Source organism: Paenibacillus sp. JCM 18996 (genome assembly GCF_055392555.1).
Genome location: NZ_AP043884.1, coordinates 1226559 through 1244304 on the forward strand (window position 1 = coordinate 1226559; position 17746 = coordinate 1244304).

Consider the following 17746-nt stretch of genomic DNA (forward strand, 5'->3'; position numbering starts at 1 on the left):
TATAAAAAAAGCGCTGCCGGAAAATAATTGATGTTACAAAAGTGTAATCTATAATAACATGGTTCTATATTACATGCTTTACTTTTGCAAATCAATCCTTTTTTGACCCGTGGTTATCCCGCTCCGTGCAAGGAAAAAAAGACCGGGCCCTGAACCTCGGCCCAATCTCTTTTTGTTATCCCCGTTATAATTAAGCCGCGCTGCCCTCATCTTCCCCTGCAGCCGGAAGGTTCCAAACAAGCAGTTGCTGGAGCACTTCCAGAAATATCTTATCCATGCTGGAGGATATTGCGAGGATCGAGTTTTCGCTCACAACGGAGGGCGGCAGCCAGTATTCGGAATCGGTGAAGCACTCCTTCTTGCTCCATTTGCCGTCATTGCCGCATTCGAGCAAGGAAAGATGGAAATACATTTCTCCCATAACATTATATCGGCTGCTGATATCCGTCTGTTCCGCTTCAAGCCAAACTATACTTTCCATTTGCTGGATGACTGCCTTGTGCTTTGTGCCTCGTTCATCGACTAAATTCAGCGCCCTAAGCGAAACATTCTCGATGTTTAACCTTGCCCAAGCCATCTCCACCGCGTGCTTCTTGTGGTGCGCTACTACCAATTGCTTAACCGTTAATTTCATCATGGCCTGCGCTCTACCGTCAATTGTCATAATTTTCGAGAATCACCCTTTCTTGGCTGGCAGCTAACTGTGCCGGACATTTGAATATATGGTGAAAAACACGTTGTTATGACCAGCCTAAGCCGACGGATATGTGACAAAAGTGTGACTTTCTAAGCCGACAGGGTTGTGACCAAAGTGTGTCTATCTTTTTTCCCAAATGAGAAAGCTGTAATCGTACGGACTGTCTCCTTCGTCCTCCGCCTTACGCTCCGATACCACTTCCCATTCCTGCTCGTCCACCTCCGGAAAATACGCGTCTCCTTCAAACTCATGATGGATTAAAGTCATGAAGAGCCTATTCGCATAGGGCAGGAACAGCCTGTATATCTGCTCTCCGCCGATGACGAATATTTCTTGCTCGCTGCCCCGGTATTCCTCTAAAAATTGCTCCACGGAATGAATCACCGAACAGCCTATGGGCGCATAATCTATATTTCTCGAGAAGATGATGTTGGTGCGGCCTTCCAGCGGCTTGCCTATCGACTCGAACGTTTTTCGGCCCATCAGGACGGGGTGCCCCCAAGTCGTTCGCCTGAAATAGGCCATTTCGCCCGGGAGGTTCCACGGCATCCGGCCGTTCCTTCCGATGACCCTGTTACTGCCCATGGCAAAGATCATCGACAGGTTAAGCTGATCTTCACGCTTACTGTCCATTCGTCCACCCTCCCTCTTCAACAAAGGTTTACCTGTTACTTGAAATACGTTACAATTTTACCATGAGTCAAGCCTGTCCCGATAGTCCGCTGCCCCGTCCCGAGTCATATTAAGGAGGTCCATAATGGAATATTCCCTGAAAGAAGAAATTGCTAACGCGGTCAGCCACGGTATCGGCGTTTTACTAAGCATTGCGGCGCTCGTGCTGCTCATCGTGTTCTCCGTCAAGTACGGCGACATCTGGCATGTCGTCAGCTTTACCGTGTTCGGGGTATCCCTGTTGATGCTGTATACGAATTCGACGCTGCTTCACAGCTTTCAGAACGTCAGAATCAAGAATATATTTGAGATCCTTGACCATATCTCCATTTATTTACTCATTGCCGGCACTTATACCCCCTTTCTTCTGGTAACTCTGCGCGGTCCGATCGGCTGGACGGTTTTCGGCATCGTATGGGGGCTCGCTTTGATTGGATGCATACTGAAATCTTTTTTCGTCAAAAGGTTTATTCTGCTCTCGACATTATTCTATATCGGCATGGGTTGGCTCATCGTGCTTGTCATACAGCCTCTGTATCAGCAGCTTCCTTTTAACGGCATGGCCTGGCTTGTAGGGGGCGGATTGGCCTATACTTTCGGCACGATCTTCTTCTTGTGGAGACGGATTCCTTACCATCATATGATTTGGCACCTGTTCGTGCTGGCGGGAAGCTTTTGCCACTTTATTTGCGTGCTTTATTATGTCCTGCCCATGCCATATCTCGCCGGTTAAAGGGAATGAATGCGGCATCTCCGCTGTTTTGGTATTCTTAGCGCGATGGGCTATAATTTTACCAGGACAGTCATTCTGGAACAGGGAGACAACATCATGAGAGACCCTCGTTTAAAAAGCTTTGCCCGCAGCGTAATCCGTTATTCCGTCGATCTGCAGCCCGGTGAAAACATACTGATCGAAATGATCGGAGTCAAGGACCAGGAATTGGCCAAATGCTTTATCGAAGAAGTCGCCGAGGTCGGCGGCCGCGTCTTTATCGACCTGCGCGATCCCGCGGTGACAAGGAGCCTTCAGTTGCATGGCAGCAAAGAGCAGTTTCAGCAGCTTGCCGAGCTTGAAGTGGACCGGATGAAGAAGATGCAGGCTTATGTCGCGGTCCGCGGCGGCGAGAACATTACAGAATCGTCGGACGTGCCGAAAGATCAAATGAAGCTGTACTTAAGCGAATATCAGCGTAAAGTATTCGACCAGCGGATTAACCACACCAAATGGGTTGTGATGAGATATCCGAGCCCTTCGATGGCCCAGCAGGCGAATATGAGCACGGAAGCTTTCGAGGATTTTTATTTTCAGGTATGCAATCTGGATTACAGCAAAATGTCCAAAGCGATGGATGCCCTTGTCGGCATTATGCAGCGGACCGATAAGGTGAGGCTAACCGCGCCGGGCACCGATCTCACCTTCTCCATCCGAGGCATTCCGTCGATCAAATGCCCTGGCAAGCTGAACATACCGGATGGGGAGGTCTTCACCGCTCCGGTGAAAAATTCCGTAAACGGCACCATTGCTTACAATGCGCCTACGATCTACTCGGGCACATCTTTCGAGAATATCTCCCTCCGCTTCGAGAACGGCAGAATTGTGGAAGCGACAAGCAGCAATACGGAACGTTTAAACGAAATTCTGGACACGGACGAAGGCGCCCGTTATGCAGGCGAATTTGCGATCGGTGTCAATCCGTACATTAAACATCCTATGAAAGACATCCTTTTTGACGAAAAAATCGACGGCAGCATCCACTTTACGCCGGGACAAGCGTATGAAGAAGCGGATAACTCCAACCGATCCTCCGTTCACTGGGATATGGTGCTTATTCAAAGGCCGGACTACGGCGGCGGCGAGATCTGGTTCGATGATGTGCTGATCCGCAAGGACGGGCGTTTCGTCGTGGATGAGCTTCTCGTTCTGAATCCCGAGAATCTCATATAACTCATAACATTTCAATCGGGAGGTTTGGTTGATGAAAGAAAGGATTCATAGCGCCATTGACGCGAGTTCCGGGCGCTTTAAAGAAATTTCCAGATATATCGGAGAAAATCCGGAGCTCGGGCATGAGGAATTCAAAGCTTTCGAGCGCTTAACCGAAGAGCTGGAATTTCACGGTTTTCAGGTGGAGCGGGCGGTTTTGGATATTCCGACCGCTTTTTTGGGGACGTACTCCGCTGCCAAACCGGGGCCGGTGGTGGCGTTCTTATGTGAATATGATGCGTTGGCAGATCTGGGACACGCCTGCGGGCATCATCTTATTTGCATGATGAGTATCGGAGCGGCGGTTGGCTTGAAATCCGTCATCGACGAAACCGGCGGAACGATCAGGGTCTACGGCACACCCGCAGAAGAAACGAAAGGGGCCAAGGTTCCGATGGCAGCAGCAGGTTTATTCGACGATGTAGATATCGCTCTTATGGCCCATCCGTATTATGCGTACGAGAAATCGGGCGCCTCCCTCGCGATGGATGCGCTGCAGTTTGAATATACAGGCAAAGCGGCCCATGCGGCGGCAAGCCCTTATGAAGGCGTAAACGCTCTGGATGGAGTCCTGCTGCTGTTCAACTCCATAAACGCGTTAAGGCAGCAGCTTCGCAGCGACACCCGGATCCACGGGATCATCACGGAAGGCGGCAAAGCGGCCAACATCATTCCCGATTATGCGGCCGCCCAGTTCTATGTCCGCTCGGCCACCCGCGTATACACAGATGAAGTGGTACATAAAGTGCTCAGCTGCGCGGAGGGCGCCGCACTGCAAACCGGCTGCACCTTGAAGGTGTCCAACTATGAATATTCGTACGATGAGCTGATGACGAATGAGGCGCTATCGGAGCTTTTTACAAACAATCTTACTGCTATGGGGATCAGCGAGGCGGAAATACAGACCGGAAAAGACCACGGATCGCTTGACTTGGGCAATGTCTCAATCCACTGCCCGGCAATTCATCCCTACGTAAAAGTCGTGGACGAGAAGCATCTGCTGCACACACCCGAATTCCGGGATTTGGCTATGAAGGACAGGGCCCTGGACGGCATGGTTTTTGCGGCCAAAGTTCTGGCTTCCACCGCATACGATGCGATCTCGAATCCTGAGGTGCTGAAGTCGATCAAGGACGAATTTAACCGGCGGCTCGGACGAAATGTGTAATTTACAAAAAGTTGCTGACAAGATTAGAGTGGATAGAGCGGTGATGAGAAAAACGCGCTGCCAGGACGGAATTTCCCCACTTCGTTAATCTATCAAACTGACTCCCGGATTATCGAACAGAATGGAAAAACCTTTGAATGGGGCCCACTGAGGTACAAATCCAGCGACTTTAGGATTAGTGATCAAAAACATATACAACCTCCCTATCTTCCTGCTTGAAAATTGTAATTTCGGATTGCCATGCCTGCTGCTTTGAACATACCAAATCGCTCGTAATATGATTGTAAATTTTCATCACAAATTAAATCAACCATATATATATCATGCAGTTCATCTAACATAAGGCTAACCAAATTCTGCCCTATTCCTTTTCTTTGATAGTCCGGCAACACCTCAAGCAAAGGAATATAGGCGGATAATATGCCATCGCTAATTGCCGAAATAAAACCCGCAACTTGATTGGCACTTTGATCAATTGCAAGGACAACTTTATAGCTTTGGTGCAACAATTGTAAATGTTTAGAATTCGAAGGACGGTTAGTCCAACCTGCAAAGAAACCGTTTAACATCTCAGGGGAGATGCCTTGAAGTGAAGTTGTATACAGCATATTAAAATGATACTCCCTTTCATATTAAATTTGCCTCTCCGTGATGGATTCTTTTGCTGAAAAGCCAACTCATATCGATACTCGCACTGCATGAATTCTTCCCACGATGCATGATAAGAAGATGACATTTGGGGGATTACTTTTCTGTTGTTGTCGATGCCCGTATTTTTGGTTCGGTGTGCATCGCGCGGTCTGTTCTTCTGGGATATAGCGGATTTCGGAGGCCTTATTCTTTCTCCTATTGTACGTTTTAACCCGATAACGCCGTTTGGAGTTCTTATTCGCTACATTCTTGCCTTTCCCAAGTCAATGGGCCGGAATAAGAACTTGAAAATCCGCTATAGGGTCGATATGTATTAACTGCAAGAGGAATAGCTCCCTGCTGATCCTTTATGTCTTCGTTATGATATAAAAAAAGAATTTATCTTTCTTTATATAAAAAGAAGCACACGCAAAGCAATACAGCTTTACGTGTGCCTCTCTTGATCTGCTATTTAAATGCCATCAAGTATTAAACAATATTACAGAATCGTACGGTCGCTGTCCAAATGGTCGCGGCCAGAACGGCTGTGAACTGCATTCGAGTCCATCGTTCCATACATATCGGAGTTGAGAGATCCGTGAGTACGGAAGATATCGTATACTCTGGATTGACGGTCGTCGGCCACATCCACCATTACCAGCAGCTTGTCATTTCTCACATATTCGTCATAGCGCTTGGCTTCGTCCTCTGGGATGCCCAGACCGATCAAGCCGCCCACCAAACCGCCCGCTCCAGCGCCTACCGCAGCTCCGGTCAGGGTTGCCGCAATTGGCCCTGCTGCCAGAATGGGTCCTACTCCAGGGATGGCAAGCATACCGAGACCAGCCAAAAGTCCGGTGAGACCTCCCAGCACACCGCCCGTTGCGGCGCCAGTAGCCAGTCCTTTCGGAGCCTTCGTTCCGGTTTCGTCGCCTACGTGACTAACATCCTCTTTATTCTTGCCTACGACAGAAATCTCATCGGACCGGAACCCCAGGCTTTTCAATTCCTCGATCGCTTTAATGGCCTCATGCTCTGATTCGAATACACCAACGATATGCTTATTCATGTTTCATCCTCCTATTAATGTGATGGACAATCCTTGAACACTGTTTTATTAACCATCACAGGAGATTTCTAATCAGAGACTAATAGGCGACCAGAATGCCGCCCTCTCCCGCATAGGTGCCGATGACAGACCCCATATTGGACAAAATTGCCTTTTTAAAAGGGTATTTGGACATGATCATTTCGATTATGCTTTTCGCCTTCTCTTCACAATTGCCATGGGCAACAGCTATAATATCGCGGCCGGCACCGATCTTCGTTTCGCCGATTTTTTCGACCATCCTTTTTATCGTGTTCCGGGAGCCTCTGATCTTTTCAATCAATTCGATGGTGCCTTCTTCGCTGTTGTGCATAAGGAGTTTAATATTGAGTACGGTAGCCACCGCTCCTCTCACACGGTCCAGCCGGCCGCCCTTGATCACGTTCTCAAGAGTATCCAGCATGATATAAATATGCGCTTGCTTAATGAGCTCATTCACTCTGTCCATAAGCACATCCAGGCTCGTGCCTTCTTCGGCCATCATAGCAGCTTTATAAGCGATCAGGCCGAGGCCCACGGAAGTGTTTTTGCAGTTGAGAACCTCCACCCGCCCTTTGTGCCCTGCTTCTTTATACAGCTCTTTCGCCATGATAGCATGGTTGTAGGTGGAGCTTAAATTGGCCGATAGAGCAAGAACAAGAATGTCCCTGCCCCCTTCTACCTCCTTATATTCCTCCAAAAAATCGTTCGGGGAAGGGCTTGCCGTTTTGGGCAGCTCTTTGGAGGCTTTCATCATGCTATAAAACAAGTCGCAATCCATATCGGATTTATACTCAGACTGGTTAAAACGCACAGTAAGAGGGACTACGCCAATCTCCCACTGCTTCAAAAGCTCCTCAGGCAGGTCGCAGCTGCCGTCTGTTATGATTTTTACGTTTGCCATCTTGCTGTATCAACTCACTTCTTATTTTCTTGAATAAACGATCCCTATCGTGTCCGGTCCGCAGTGGCTGGAGATCACGCAGCCTGTTTCCGTGACGATGACTTCCTGCGCGACGGACTTGTCCACAAGAATCTGCCTGATTTGTTCGGCTTCCGCCAAGGACATTGCATGAGTGACAAAAACACGCCGGGGATCAATGGCCTGCTTGTTTTCCAGCACGTTGCGGACCAACTTTTCCACCGCTTTCTCACGTTTTCCGCGAATTTTTTCCGCAGGAATCATTCCGCCATCGGCCACTTTCACTATAGGACGGATCTTGAGCAGGCTACCCAGCAGATGCTGCAGATTGGAGACACGTCCGCCTTTATGTAAATATTCTAACGTGTCGATGACGAAGGAGGTTTCAATTTTGGGCACGGTTTCTTTTACCAAATCTTCAATTTCCGGTAATACTGCGCCCTGCGCCCTCGCATCGGCCGCTTTTAACAGTAATAATCCTATACCCGTTGACAGATTCCTCGAATCTATAACCGAGATGGACACACCGGGCAGCTGTTCCGAGGCAAGCAATGCATTCTGTACCGTGGACGATAAAGCAGAAGACAAGCCAATGTAGACAACATCCATACCCTGCTCTGCATACGGACGGAACGCGGCATAGAAATCCGCCGGAGAAGGCGCCGACGTCTTGGGTAAAACGCCTGTTTGCCGCACTTTGTCAAAAAGCTGTCCGGGGTTCATATCTATTCCGTCGCGATAGGATTCCGTTCCGAATGTCACATAAAGGGGCACGACTCCGATTTCATGCCGCTCGATGAGCTCCGGGCTTAAGTCATTTGTGCTGTCCGTAAAAAGTTTAATTCCTGCCATGATGTCACCTTTCAATCCATTTTAGTGATCGTTTTAACATGGGCGTTTGGTTCTGCTCCAATGAGTATGATACGATAAAATATGCCATTTTGCCTATAGATATTGCTGAAGTGCGTGACTGAATCAATCGTTCTGCCGAATGGAGGGCAGGTATGGACATTTATGCAATTCAAGTGAAGACCGAACTAAAGCGTTGGGAGCAGGAGCTGCTCAAGCCTCCGGGATTTCTTCAGCGTACTTCCAAAAACCTGTCGGTGAAGGTGAATAATCTGATCCCGGCCATAGTGCATGCCGCGATAACCGCAAGTGTAAAAGGCATAGTGAAGTCCGCGCTGGCCGGAGCCGAGTATCTGCCCAAAAAGGAAGTGGCAGTCGGCCTTTTCTTACAGGAACGGGATGCGATTGATTTTCGCAAAATGCTTCAAATGATCCCCGGCATAGACGCAGTCATCGGCGCTTGGGACAATTACGGCCTCCAGGAGGAACTCGGAATCACCGGCATGAATGCATATAGGATGCGTATTCTTAAGCTTGAGAAACAGCCCTTGGAGTAGGGGCGTGCGTCAAACTCGTCCGGACAGCTTTATTTATAAGCTCTTGCTGCGTTTACCGCTTTTTTCCAACCGGCATAGAGACTGTCCTTAACATCCTCCTGCATTTGCGGCTCAAAACGGCGGTCAGCCTTCCATTTTTCGCAAATTTCACTTTGATCCTTCCAATATCCTACTGCGAGACCTGCAAGATATGCCGCACCAAGCGCGGTCGTCTCGTTAATCACTGCCCGCTCGACCGGAATACCCAGTATATCGCTCTGAAAGCCCATGAGAAAGTTGTTCCTGACCGCACCCCCGTCCACACGCAAGGCGGGTATCGGTATACCGGAATCTTGTTCCATCGCGGTCAGCACGTCTTTCGTCTGATAAGCCAGCGCTTCCAAAGCCGCGCGTACGAAGTGTTCCTTGGTCGTGCCCCGGGTCAAGCCGAACATGGCGCCTCTCACATCGCTGTCCCAATAGGGGCTCCCCAAGCCTACAAAAGCGGGAACAAAATAAACGCCCTCCGTGCTTGGCACCCGGTCCGCGTAGGATTCACTGTCCTTGGCATCTCTAAACATACGCAGCCCGTCACGCAGCCATTGGATCGCGGAGCCCGCCACGAAAATGCTTCCTTCGAGCGCATACTCCACTTTGCCGCCCAGTCCCCATGCGAGTGTCGTAATTAACCCCTGTGCGGATTTGACCGGCTTCTCCCCGGTGTTCATCAGCATAAAACAGCCCGTGCCGTACGTATTCTTGACCATTCCTTTCTCGTAACAGGCCTGCCCGAACAAAGCCGCCTGCTGGTCACCCGCCGCACCTGCGATAGGAACGTGGCATCCGAAGAAATGATAGTCCACCGTGTGTCCGTACACCTCGGATGACGGCCGTACCTCCGGCAGCATCGATTTTGGAACCGATAAATACTCCAGAAGCTCGTCATCCCATTGCAGCTCATAAATATTATACATTAGCGTCCTGGAGGCGTTGGAGTAGTCTGTGGCGTGAACTTTACCTCCCGACAGCTTCCATATGAGCCAGGTGTCGATCGTTCCGAAAAGAAGCTCACCCTTGTCCGCTTGCTCTCTTGCCCCCCCTACGTTGTCGAGGATCCACTTTACTTTTGTGCCGGAAAAGTATGGATCGATCAGCAGGCCTGTTTTGTCCCGGAAAAGATCGCTCAGTCCCTTCGCTCTAAGCTCCTCGCAAATGCCCGACGTTTGGCGGGATTGCCATACTATAGCGTTATAAACCGGTTTCCCCGTAGCTTTCTCCCAGACCACGGCAGTTTCCCGCTGGTTGGTGATCCCTATGCCCGCGATTTGCTGCGCTTTCACACCCGACTCGGACAAACAGGAAGCTATAACGGCCAGGATGGAGCTCCAAATTTCATAGGCATTCTGCTCAACCCAACCCGGCTTCGGAAAATATTGCGTAAGTTCTTTTTGGGCGGTATAGACGATATCCCCGGATTTATTGAACAAGATGGCGCGAGAGCTGGTCGTTCCCTGGTCTAAGGATAATATGTACTGTTCCATCTGAATTCCCCCCTGAATAGATATGAATTAATGTAAGTATACAATAACAGCAGCCTGATAGCCTTTATTCGATCCGTTAATAATGAAAGCGCCGGATGGAAATGTATTTGTCTTGGTTGGACGATAGAAAAAGAGAGCCGACCAAATACCCTCTTAAAGGATTTTCTTGTCTGGCTCTCGGCTTCTCCGGATCAATATTCACTCAAAGAGAATCAGAGTATGGTTGTGTTTACTTCCTATTAATCGTGTTCCAATGCTCGAAAAAAAAGCTTCTGACAAGTTCCTTTTCTCCGGGAGAAAGCAAAAATTCGCTGTCACAGTCTTCCTCCAGCAGGACGATCTGAATGATGTCTCCGTCGTGCGTGGCGATAACCAGCAGACTCGGATCCTGAAGCTCCTCCGGCTTGACGGACCCTTCCGCAAAAATCAGATCCATATAAACGTTCAACCACTGCTGCTGCGTTTCCACTTCTTTGATCAATAAAGTGAATTGGCTGTCCAGGTACCGCTCGGAACCGTATTTGTTCATCGCAGCCTCCTTCACGAATTATTGTATATTTGGGCTGTAACCATTATAGTCGAAAGCAGCACATTCCGCATAGAACATCCATCCTTTCATTATCCGGCAAAAGCCAAAAAAAGAACCCGCCCATGGCAGGTTACTAGTCGTCGAGAGAAGCTCGGCATCCCAAATCTTCTGTTTTGCTGTATGCGATCAGCGTGACATCGTCACCGGTCGCCTGCCCAAGCTTTGCTTCCAGCTCCGCGATTTCTTTTATTAAATCCGTCCGGTCTTCAAGATCGGCAAAACGGTAATCCCCCGGCATAAAGGTCACTCCTATCTATTTTTTCGATAAATAATAGTGTTCCCCTTTTCAGCAAGAATAATCACAGCGGCAGCAGCTTGATCTCATCTTTTTTCTCCAGAGCCTGTACCATCTCTTCCCACTGCTGAGGCTTTTCGGAGAGAGCGGCGTAGTAGCGCCTTAAGAAAGCGGCAACCAGGCCAGCTTCTATGGATTCCTCGTTCCCGTCATACGGCAGAAAGCACAGATCAAGTCCGGTCACGACTTCCCCGTCATTTTTCCAGGAAGGGTGCACATAAGTGAAGTCCAATCGGCGGTATCCCATATGAGACAGCACCTCCCTGCGCACAAAAGGATTCATCGGCTTTACCCCGCCAAACCCTTCGTCCTCCACCAGATAAGGATTGTATATTTCGGCAAACATGCCGCGCAGCTTCTTGCCTGCAGCTTCCGCCAGAGCGAACAAATCCTTGCTTCGCTGTTCCGTCAGGAATCTGCCGATTGCAAGCCCTTCCCTGCCAATAATCGTAAAATCGGTCATAGCGGTATTGGTATCTTCATAATAGCGGTACTCCGTCGCCCCCACCACTTCTCCTTCATGCACAGCAACAAACACCCGAATTCCGGGATCTTCCAGCGGCTCTTTCCATAGGCTGAATTCCAGCACTTCCTCCGGCGGAAAAATGTTCTGCATCATCCGGTGCATCTGAGCGAACAGCGGATTGCCAATATCGTTAATGCGTATATATTCCACGTATCTTCTCCTCCGATCTCGATTAATTTTGGATGAAAGGATTGCTCCATTCCATTAAAACCGCATAATTGCGCGATTCCTCATCTTTCACATACTCCTTCAATACTCTGACGGGGGTTCTGCCGCAGCGCAGCAAAAAAGTGATCACCGGATCCTTTTTCCGCCCTGCCAGCACATGCTCAAGATAGTGCTCCGCAGACATCTCGGCGGCATACTGGCCGTAACCGGGCATCCTCCCGCCTCCCAACAGCCGTGCGAGTCCCAAATGAACCACGGTTTCATACATGGAGTGCATCATCAATTTGGCAAGGCCAAACTTACGATAGGCAGGCTCCACGCAAATGTCAACAACATACAGAGTATCCCCGTGCGGGTTATGATTGCGGATATAGCCGCTGTCGGTGACCTCCTCCCACGTATGCTCCGGCTGGTCCTCATCGAACTGAATGATAAGCCCTGTAATAGAGCCGGCTACCACTCCGTCCAGTTCAACACACAGTGCCCCTTGCGGGCAATGCTGCACATGGCTCGCCAGCTGTTCTTTGTTCCACCAAAGCTCGGAAGGAAACGGCGGAGGAAAGCTTATCTGCTGAATACGGATCAGGTCGTCAAAATCGTCTGCCGTATAATTTCGGACAATCGCATGTACCGAACGGTCGCCGTCAAAAACATACAGCCTTTTGCGGTACATTCCTTCGCCTCCCAAGCTGCTGAGCAGTTTGCTCTGATGTTCTTGCCGTCCTACTCCCAATCGGGATAAAGATCGGTTCTCCGGTCCCGCCAGGTGGTCACTGAACCGCGTTCCCTTACTTCGTAAAGCAGATCGAGGTCCAAATCCGCCGTAATGACCGTGTCATGGTTGATTTCACCTTCAGCCAATATACCTTGGGGAGGAAAAGGCACGTCATTCGGCGTTATTACCGCTGCTTGCCCGAAATTCCCCCTCATAAAATCAACCGTCGGCAGCGATCCCACCGTACCCGTGACTACAGTATACACCTGATTTTCCACCGCTCTGGCATGGTTTGTATAACGCACCCTATGAAAGCCATGGCGGTCATCCGTGCAGGAAGGACAGAATAGAATGTCAGCTCCTCTAGCTTTGGCCATCCTGACAATCTCCGGGAATTCCATGTCATAACAAATGAGAATGGCGATTTTTCCCTTCGAGGTCTGGAACACCTTTAGCCCGTCGCCCTTCTCCATATTCCATTCCTTGACTTCCGTTGGAGTGATATGGAGCTTGTTCTGCTCGTCCCATGTCCCGTCCGGATAGAACAAATAAGCGTTATTCAGCAGGCGGTCGCCTCTGCGGATGATATGTGTCCCTCCGATGATATGTACATCATGCTGCTTAGCCAAGGAGGTGAATAAACCGATATATTCGTCCGTAAATTCAGGCAGTTCGTTAATGGAAAGAGCCCGCCCACTCCCATCTCCGATCGACATCAGCTGTGTAGTGAACAATTCGGGAAAAAGAATAAAATCCGGTTCGAACTCAGCAGCCGTTTTAACGTAATGCTCCACTTGCGCGGCAAATTCGCTAAACGCTGAAATCGTATGCAGATGATATTGTACCGCAGAAACTCTTACTTTCATCGCTGTCGATTCCTCCTGTCGCCCATGCTGGCTATGTTTTACTCGATTTTCTGGTTTAACGCGGCTTCCACTTTGCTGACCAGTTCCTCGTCGCCGGGAGCCACCTTGCTGCCGAACCTGGCCAAGATATCACCGTCTTTGGAAACCAGAAATTTTTCAAAATTCCACTGCACTTTGCCTGCAGGTTCCGCATTTTCCATCAGATACCCATACAAAGGATGCGGGGAGTCACCCAATATCTCCACTTTTTGAAAAAGTTCGAATGTCACGCCGTAGTTGGTCGAGCAGAACTGCTGGATCTCTTCCATCGTACCCGGCTCCTGGCCTCCGAAATCGTTGCAGGGAAATCCGAGGACACGCAGTCCCTGGTTTTTGTAGTTCTGGTATAGCTGTTCAAGCCCCGCATATTGAGGCGTAAAACCACAGGCGGAAGCCACGTTTACAATAAGCAGTGCTTTGCCTTTATAAGCTTCCAATGAAATTTCTTCCCCGTTCGCTCGGGTCGCTTTCAAAACGTAGAAGGTATCTGCCACATCACTCACTCCCTTTTTTTGGATTTCTTTTATTATAGCATTGCAGTACCCTGGGCACAAAAAGGCCCGAAAACCTGGCCGCTGTATCGGAAGGGTTAACGGGCCTCGACGGATCCTACAGTATTTTACTTAAGAAGTCCTGAGTGCGCGGATGCTGAGGGTTGGCGAAAACCTCCGCCGGCTTGCCCTCTTCGACGATTTTGCCGCCGTCCATAAAGACCAGCCGGTCTCCAACTTCACGGGCAAAGCCCATTTCGTGAGTGACGACTACCATCGTCATGCCGCCCTTCGCCAGCTTCTTCATCACATCGAGAACCTCTCCGACCATTTCCGGATCAAGCGCAGAAGTCGGTTCGTCGAACAGCATTACATCCGGCTTCATCGCGAGAGCCCTAGCTATCGCGATCCGCTGCTTCTGGCCGCCAGACAGCTGGGAAGGATAGCTTCCCGCCTTATCCGACAAGCCTACCTTCGCAAGCAGGTCATGCGCGACTTTGTTCGCTTCCTCCTTGGACAATCCCTTCAGCCTGCGTGGAGCGAGCGTAATGTTGTCCAGCACGGACAAATGCGGGAACAGATTGAACTGCTGGAACACCATTCCCATTTTTTGCCGCAATTTATTGATGTTGTTCTTTTTGTCCAGGACCGAAACGCCTTCCAGAACGATCTCGCCCCGCGTAGGCACCTCAAGCAGATTCAGGCAGCGCAAGAATGTGCTCTTTCCCGAACCGCTGGGACCGATCACTACCACCACTTCTCCTTTGTCAATTCCGATGTCGATGCCTTTCAAAACATCCAGTTTTCCGAACGATATATGCAGATCCTTCACATCCAGCATCAGTTGCTCATTCTCCTTTCAGCGACACCAAGCAGTTTGGACAGCGTATAGGTCATCACAAAGTAAATGGCAGCCACCGCAATCAACGGCTCGAACGCAAGGTATTTCGCTCCTCTGATCGTATCCGCGCTGAACATCAGTTCATGCAGTCCGATGACGGAGACTATCGATGATTCTTTTATTACAACGATAAATTCATTGCCCAGCGCGGGAAGAACGTTACGGAGCGCTTGCGGGAATACGATAAGGCGCATCGCCATCGATCCCGGCATTCCCAGTGACCTGGCCGCTTCCGTCTGGCCCTTGTCCACCGATTGGATCCCGCCGCGGAAAATTTCCGCGATGTAGGCAGAGCTGTTGATCGATAGAGCAATGATACCCGCCACGACTTCTGAGAAATTGCTGCCGAACACCGCAGGCATGATGGCAAAGTAGATCAAGTACACCTGGACAAGCAGCGGCGTGCCTCGGATAAATTCGATCCAGGCCACGGCTGCAGCTTTCAACGGCGCTATATTCGACTGCCTCATAAACGCAAGCAGGGAGCCGAGAACGACGCCAAACAGCACGGTAAAGAAAGAAAGATATAAAGTCATTTTGGCGCCTTCAATTAAGAGCGGATAATACTCCACCAACCAAGAAAAATTCAAACCCAACCGGACCAACCTCCATTTACTGTCCATATGCTGATTAACTTCTCATAAAATATACCATAATTTGACGGAAAACAAGAAAATAGCGGAGAGCTTCCGCTATTTTCACTGGCTGATTCCGTTTAATCTATTCCACCAAAAGGTTCGCGTCGGTTACAAACTGCTCTATTTTCTTATCGGCTGCCAGCTTGTCAATCGTCTTGTTTACTTCATCCACCAGCTGGCCGCTGCCTTTCTTGAAGGCGATCGCGGATCCGCCTGTTTCATCCACAGGCTTAGGCTCGCCAATAACAAGGTCCTTATTCTTGGAGATAAAAGATTGCGCTACAGGCAGCTCGGCAACGACAGCGTCTACCCGCTTATTCTTCAGCTCTTGCATCAAATCAGGAAGTTTGCTGAGCTGCTTGAGCTGAGCGTCCGGTATTTGCTTTTTGGCCATATCTTCCTGGATTGAGCTCTTTTGTACTCCGATTTTGAGACCTTTCAGGTCTTCCAGCTTCTTATATTTGTCTTTGTCTTCCGCTCTTACAACTACGCTCTGAACGGCAGTGTAGTACATTTTGGAGAAATCCACGTTTTTCTTTCTTTCTTCCGTCGGCGTCATTCCCGAGATGACCATATCAACCGTTCCGCCTTGCAGAGCCGCCAGCAGTCCGTCAAATTTGATATCCTTTATTTCCAGTTCAACGCCCAGCTGCTTGGCGATTTCTTTGGCAATCTCGATATCGAAACCGACAATTTCATCTTTACCGTTCACCACTTTGTGGAATTCGTAAGGAGGATAGTCGGCGCTTGTCGCCAAAACAAGCTTCTTCGCTTTCTTAATATCGGCCAGCTTGCCTGTTTCCCCGGAGCCCTGGCTGGTATTGCTGTCTTTTGACGCCGGTGCAGGTGTTGGGGCGGACGACTTAGTGCCGCAGGCGGCTGTGAATACCGCGATTAATAGGACAACGGTCAATAAAAGCAGAGACTTTTTCTTCAACATGGTTCTTTCCCCCTAAGACTGTATATTTATAAGTTTGTATAAATATTTATAATTGATTAGTATAAAGGTTTGCGAATCATTTTACAATCTTTTTTCACAAGTTTTTTTTCACAATATCTTTATACAGCATCTCTCAAAAACTCGTAGAAAATTGTGCGAAAAGAAAAAAGCCCGCAATGTCGCGGACTTAAATGGCCTAAGCTATAATAGAACGAGAATCTGAACGAAATTAAACTTTCTCACAGCATTTTGACCTTTATTGTAAAATGGTTCTAATACGTCGCCGGAGGTATACATGAGAAAACTGGTTTTTTTCTTGGGTCCCGCCGCTGCGGGGAAAACGACACTCGCCAAAGCGTTGGCGAAAAGGCGCCGGGCGGCTTTTCTCGACATGGACACGCTGTCCCGGCCTGCCGCTCAGGCGATCATGGCCCTTTCCGGGCATGATCCGAACGATCGTGATTCGCCCGTTTATAAAACCCGCTGCCGTGATTTAGGCTACCGCATCACGATGGACGCAGCATTGGAGAATGTTGAGCTTGGAGCGGACGTTTTTGTCGTCGGACCCTTTACCAAAGAGACCGAAGACCCTTTTTGGCTCGATAGGGAGCTGTCGCGCATTAGTGCATCACAGCGGGACGTTGACGCCAAAGCGGCTTGCATATTTCTGCCTGACGAGCGGCTTTACCGGCTCCGCATTGAGGAAAGAGGCTCGGCTTGGGATGAGTGGAAGCTGCAGAACTGGGACGATTTTAGTCGATCCCTTGCGCTTCGCGAAATCAAATGGAACCTTCCCCTTTCCTCGATTCTTTATTTCGACAACTCGGGGCCGCTTTCCGAAGAAAAAATTTCGCTGCTCGAGCGATTCGTTTATGGTAACGAAAAAGAGGCCTAAAGAGGTTTCTTTTTCAGATATCCCTTAGATATGAAACAAAGCTCGGGCCAGCTCCGATTTACAGGTTTTCTTCCCGCTTGATATGCTGAAGCAGCCGGCGGCAGCCGGCGTCTACCAAAGCGTACACTTCTTCAAAATTCCCCGTATAATAGGGATCCGGCACATCTCTCACGGCACTATCCGGAACGAGGTCCAACAGCTGCATAATGTGCGGTCCCCCTTGGCGGGATGGACGATTGCCTCCGGCCTCGTTCCCCGGTATCAGCTGCTCGATATCCTTCTTGTTTCTGGAGTCCATAGCAATGATGTAGTGAAATTCCTCCGCGTCCTAGGCCGCAATCTGCCGAGCTTTGAGCCCCGAATAATCGATTCCTTTTACGGTCAAAATTGTTCGCGTGCCCTCATGGGGAGGATGTCCGACATGCCAATCTCCTGTGCCGGCAGAGTCTGCCTCTATCCGGTTTTGAAGCCCTTCTTCCCGAATGAGATGCCTTATCAGAGCTTCCGCCATCGGCGACCTGCAGATGTTGCCCAAGCAGACAAAGAGAACTTTGATCAAACCGCTCACTCCTTTCCGAAATTAAGAAAACCTTTATC

21 protein-coding genes and 1 pseudogene are annotated in these 17746 nt (G+C 49.4%); 5 read left to right on the forward strand and 17 right to left on the reverse strand.

Annotated features, from left to right (window positions below; genetic code table 11):
- Positions 1-190: 190 nt before the first annotated feature.
- Both ACZ5N7_RS06010 and ACZ5N7_RS06015 read right to left on the reverse strand, forming a co-directional pair.
- Positions 191-664 carry a hypothetical protein gene (locus tag ACZ5N7_RS06010; protein ID WP_464658215.1) on the reverse strand — a complete coding sequence of 158 codons (474 nt, stop codon included), beginning with the start codon at positions 662-664 and terminating at the stop codon, positions 191-193.
- Between the two features lie 153 nt (positions 665-817).
- Entirely contained in the window at positions 818-1330 is a 513-nt protein-coding gene (locus ACZ5N7_RS06015) for a dihydrofolate reductase (protein WP_464658216.1), read from the reverse strand.
- Positions 1331-1454: 124 nt separating this feature from the next.
- Here ACZ5N7_RS06015 and trhA point away from each other — a divergent pair, with 124 nt between their 5' ends.
- The 3 genes from trhA to ACZ5N7_RS06030 all read left to right on the forward strand — a co-directional run bounded on the left by trhA (position 1455) and on the right by ACZ5N7_RS06030 (position 4521).
- On the forward strand, positions 1455-2102 hold the full coding sequence (gene trhA, locus ACZ5N7_RS06020) for a PAQR family membrane homeostasis protein TrhA (protein ID WP_464658217.1): 648 nt from the start codon (positions 1455-1457) through the stop codon (positions 2100-2102).
- 96 nt (positions 2103-2198) lie between these two features.
- Positions 2199-3314, forward strand: coding sequence for an aminopeptidase (locus ACZ5N7_RS06025; protein WP_464658218.1), 1116 nt, complete (start codon positions 2199-2201; stop codon positions 3312-3314).
- A 31-nt stretch (positions 3315-3345) separates the two neighbouring features.
- Positions 3346-4521: a M20 family metallopeptidase gene (locus ACZ5N7_RS06030; protein WP_464658219.1), complete on the forward strand. Its 1176-nt coding sequence runs from the start codon at positions 3346-3348 to the stop codon at positions 4519-4521.
- Between the two features lie 203 nt (positions 4522-4724).
- Here ACZ5N7_RS06030 and ACZ5N7_RS06035 read toward each other — a convergent pair whose 3' ends face one another.
- The 4 genes from ACZ5N7_RS06035 to ACZ5N7_RS06050 all read right to left on the reverse strand — a co-directional run bounded on the left by ACZ5N7_RS06035 (position 4725) and on the right by ACZ5N7_RS06050 (position 8012).
- Positions 4725-5129: a GNAT family N-acetyltransferase gene (locus ACZ5N7_RS06035; RefSeq protein ID WP_464658220.1), complete on the reverse strand. Its 405-nt coding sequence runs from the start codon at positions 5127-5129 to the stop codon at positions 4725-4727.
- Positions 5130-5650: 521 nt separating this feature from the next.
- Positions 5651-6220 (reverse strand): general stress protein, encoded by a 570-nt coding sequence (locus ACZ5N7_RS06040; protein WP_464658221.1) that lies wholly within the window; start codon positions 6218-6220, stop codon positions 5651-5653.
- 79 nt (positions 6221-6299) lie between these two features.
- The gene (locus tag ACZ5N7_RS06045; RefSeq protein ID WP_464658222.1) at positions 6300-7142 is read right to left on the reverse strand and encodes a DegV family protein; all 843 of its coding nucleotides are present in this window, start codon (positions 7140-7142) and stop codon (positions 6300-6302) included.
- 21 nt (positions 7143-7163) lie between these two features.
- Entirely contained in the window at positions 7164-8012 is an 849-nt protein-coding gene (locus ACZ5N7_RS06050; RefSeq protein WP_464658223.1) for a DegV family protein, read from the reverse strand.
- A gap of 152 nt (positions 8013-8164) precedes the next feature.
- Between ACZ5N7_RS06050 and ACZ5N7_RS06055 the strand changes: the two genes are divergently transcribed.
- Entirely contained in the window at positions 8165-8566 is a 402-nt protein-coding gene (locus ACZ5N7_RS06055; RefSeq protein ID WP_464658224.1) for an EcsC family protein, read from the forward strand.
- A 29-nt stretch (positions 8567-8595) separates the two neighbouring features.
- Here ACZ5N7_RS06055 and glpK read toward each other — a convergent pair whose 3' ends face one another.
- The 10 genes from glpK to ACZ5N7_RS06105 all read right to left on the reverse strand — a co-directional run bounded on the left by glpK (position 8596) and on the right by ACZ5N7_RS06105 (position 16254).
- Entirely contained in the window at positions 8596-10086 is a 1491-nt protein-coding gene (gene glpK, locus ACZ5N7_RS06060; protein ID WP_464658225.1) for a glycerol kinase GlpK, read from the reverse strand.
- Positions 10087-10315: 229 nt separating this feature from the next.
- Positions 10316-10615 carry a hypothetical protein gene (locus tag ACZ5N7_RS06065; protein ID WP_464658226.1) on the reverse strand — a complete coding sequence of 100 codons (300 nt, stop codon included), beginning with the start codon at positions 10613-10615 and terminating at the stop codon, positions 10316-10318.
- Positions 10616-10748: 133 nt separating this feature from the next.
- The gene (locus ACZ5N7_RS06070; protein WP_464658227.1) at positions 10749-10913 is read right to left on the reverse strand and encodes a hypothetical protein; all 165 of its coding nucleotides are present in this window, start codon (positions 10911-10913) and stop codon (positions 10749-10751) included.
- Positions 10914-10974: 61 nt separating this feature from the next.
- Positions 10975-11646 carry a GNAT family N-acetyltransferase gene (locus ACZ5N7_RS06075; protein WP_464658228.1) on the reverse strand — a complete coding sequence of 224 codons (672 nt, stop codon included), beginning with the start codon at positions 11644-11646 and terminating at the stop codon, positions 10975-10977.
- Between the two features lie 22 nt (positions 11647-11668).
- Positions 11669-12337 (reverse strand): GNAT family N-acetyltransferase, encoded by a 669-nt coding sequence (locus ACZ5N7_RS06080; protein ID WP_464658229.1) that lies wholly within the window; start codon positions 12335-12337, stop codon positions 11669-11671.
- Positions 12338-12387: 50 nt separating this feature from the next.
- Positions 12388-13245, reverse strand: a complete 858-nt coding sequence (locus ACZ5N7_RS06085; protein WP_464658230.1) for a carbon-nitrogen hydrolase family protein — start codon at positions 13243-13245, stop codon at positions 12388-12390.
- 38 nt (positions 13246-13283) lie between these two features.
- A complete protein-coding gene (locus ACZ5N7_RS06090) occupies positions 13284-13778 on the reverse strand; it encodes a glutathione peroxidase (protein ID WP_464658231.1) in 495 nt (164 codons plus the stop codon).
- Between the two features lie 115 nt (positions 13779-13893).
- Positions 13894-14616, reverse strand: coding sequence for an amino acid ABC transporter ATP-binding protein (locus ACZ5N7_RS06095; protein WP_464658232.1), 723 nt, complete (start codon positions 14614-14616; stop codon positions 13894-13896).
- Positions 14616-15272, reverse strand: coding sequence for an amino acid ABC transporter permease (locus ACZ5N7_RS06100; RefSeq protein WP_464658233.1), 657 nt, complete (start codon positions 15270-15272; stop codon positions 14616-14618). Before ACZ5N7_RS06100 ends, ACZ5N7_RS06095 begins: the two co-directional genes overlap by 1 nt.
- A 124-nt stretch (positions 15273-15396) precedes the next feature.
- Positions 15397-16254 carry an ABC transporter substrate-binding protein gene (locus ACZ5N7_RS06105; protein ID WP_464658234.1) on the reverse strand — a complete coding sequence of 286 codons (858 nt, stop codon included), beginning with the start codon at positions 16252-16254 and terminating at the stop codon, positions 15397-15399.
- A gap of 295 nt (positions 16255-16549) precedes the next feature.
- Between ACZ5N7_RS06105 and ACZ5N7_RS06110 the strand changes: the two genes are divergently transcribed.
- On the forward strand, positions 16550-17149 hold the full coding sequence (locus ACZ5N7_RS06110; protein ID WP_464658235.1) for a P-loop nucleotide/nucleoside kinase family protein: 600 nt from the start codon (positions 16550-16552) through the stop codon (positions 17147-17149).
- A gap of 58 nt (positions 17150-17207) precedes the next feature.
- On the opposite strand, the pseudogene ACZ5N7_RS06115 reads toward ACZ5N7_RS06110, so the two are convergent.
- A pseudogene (locus tag ACZ5N7_RS06115) lies at positions 17208-17708 on the reverse strand (low molecular weight protein-tyrosine-phosphatase).
- Positions 17709-17746: the final 38 nt, after the last annotated feature.

Coding starts and splice junctions, on each gene's coding strand:
- ACZ5N7_RS06010 (WP_464658215.1), bottom strand. CDS start 664: ATGACAATTGACGGTAGAGCGCAGGCCATGATGAAATTAACGGTTAAG.
- ACZ5N7_RS06015 (WP_464658216.1), bottom strand. CDS start 1,330: ATGGACAGTAAGCGTGAAGATCAGCTTAACCTGTCGATGATCTTTGCC.
- trhA (WP_464658217.1), top strand. CDS start 1,455: ATGGAATATTCCCTGAAAGAAGAAATTGCTAACGCGGTCAGCCACGGT.
- ACZ5N7_RS06025 (WP_464658218.1), top strand. CDS start 2,199: ATGAGAGACCCTCGTTTAAAAAGCTTTGCCCGCAGCGTAATCCGTTAT.
- ACZ5N7_RS06030 (WP_464658219.1), top strand. CDS start 3,346: ATGAAAGAAAGGATTCATAGCGCCATTGACGCGAGTTCCGGGCGCTTT.
- ACZ5N7_RS06035 (WP_464658220.1), bottom strand. CDS start 5,129: ATGCTGTATACAACTTCACTTCAAGGCATCTCCCCTGAGATGTTAAAC.
- ACZ5N7_RS06040 (WP_464658221.1), bottom strand. CDS start 6,220: ATGAATAAGCATATCGTTGGTGTATTCGAATCAGAGCATGAGGCCATT.
- ACZ5N7_RS06045 (WP_464658222.1), bottom strand. CDS start 7,142: ATGGCAAACGTAAAAATCATAACAGACGGCAGCTGCGACCTGCCTGAG.
- ACZ5N7_RS06050 (WP_464658223.1), bottom strand. CDS start 8,012: ATGGCAGGAATTAAACTTTTTACGGACAGCACAAATGACTTAAGCCCG.
- ACZ5N7_RS06055 (WP_464658224.1), top strand. CDS start 8,165: ATGGACATTTATGCAATTCAAGTGAAGACCGAACTAAAGCGTTGGGAG.
- glpK (WP_464658225.1), bottom strand. CDS start 10,086: ATGGAACAGTACATATTATCCTTAGACCAGGGAACGACCAGCTCTCGC.
- ACZ5N7_RS06065 (WP_464658226.1), bottom strand. CDS start 10,615: ATGAACAAATACGGTTCCGAGCGGTACCTGGACAGCCAATTCACTTTA.
- ACZ5N7_RS06070 (WP_464658227.1), bottom strand. CDS start 10,913: ATGCCGGGGGATTACCGTTTTGCCGATCTTGAAGACCGGACGGATTTA.
- ACZ5N7_RS06080 (WP_464658229.1), bottom strand. CDS start 12,337: ATGTACCGCAAAAGGCTGTATGTTTTTGACGGCGACCGTTCGGTACAT.
- ACZ5N7_RS06085 (WP_464658230.1), bottom strand. CDS start 13,245: ATGAAAGTAAGAGTTTCTGCGGTACAATATCATCTGCATACGATTTCA.
- ACZ5N7_RS06095 (WP_464658232.1), bottom strand. CDS start 14,616: ATGCTGGATGTGAAGGATCTGCATATATCGTTCGGAAAACTGGATGTT.
- ACZ5N7_RS06105 (WP_464658234.1), bottom strand. CDS start 16,254: ATGTTGAAGAAAAAGTCTCTGCTTTTATTGACCGTTGTCCTATTAATC.
- ACZ5N7_RS06110 (WP_464658235.1), top strand. CDS start 16,550: ATGAGAAAACTGGTTTTTTTCTTGGGTCCCGCCGCTGCGGGGAAAACG.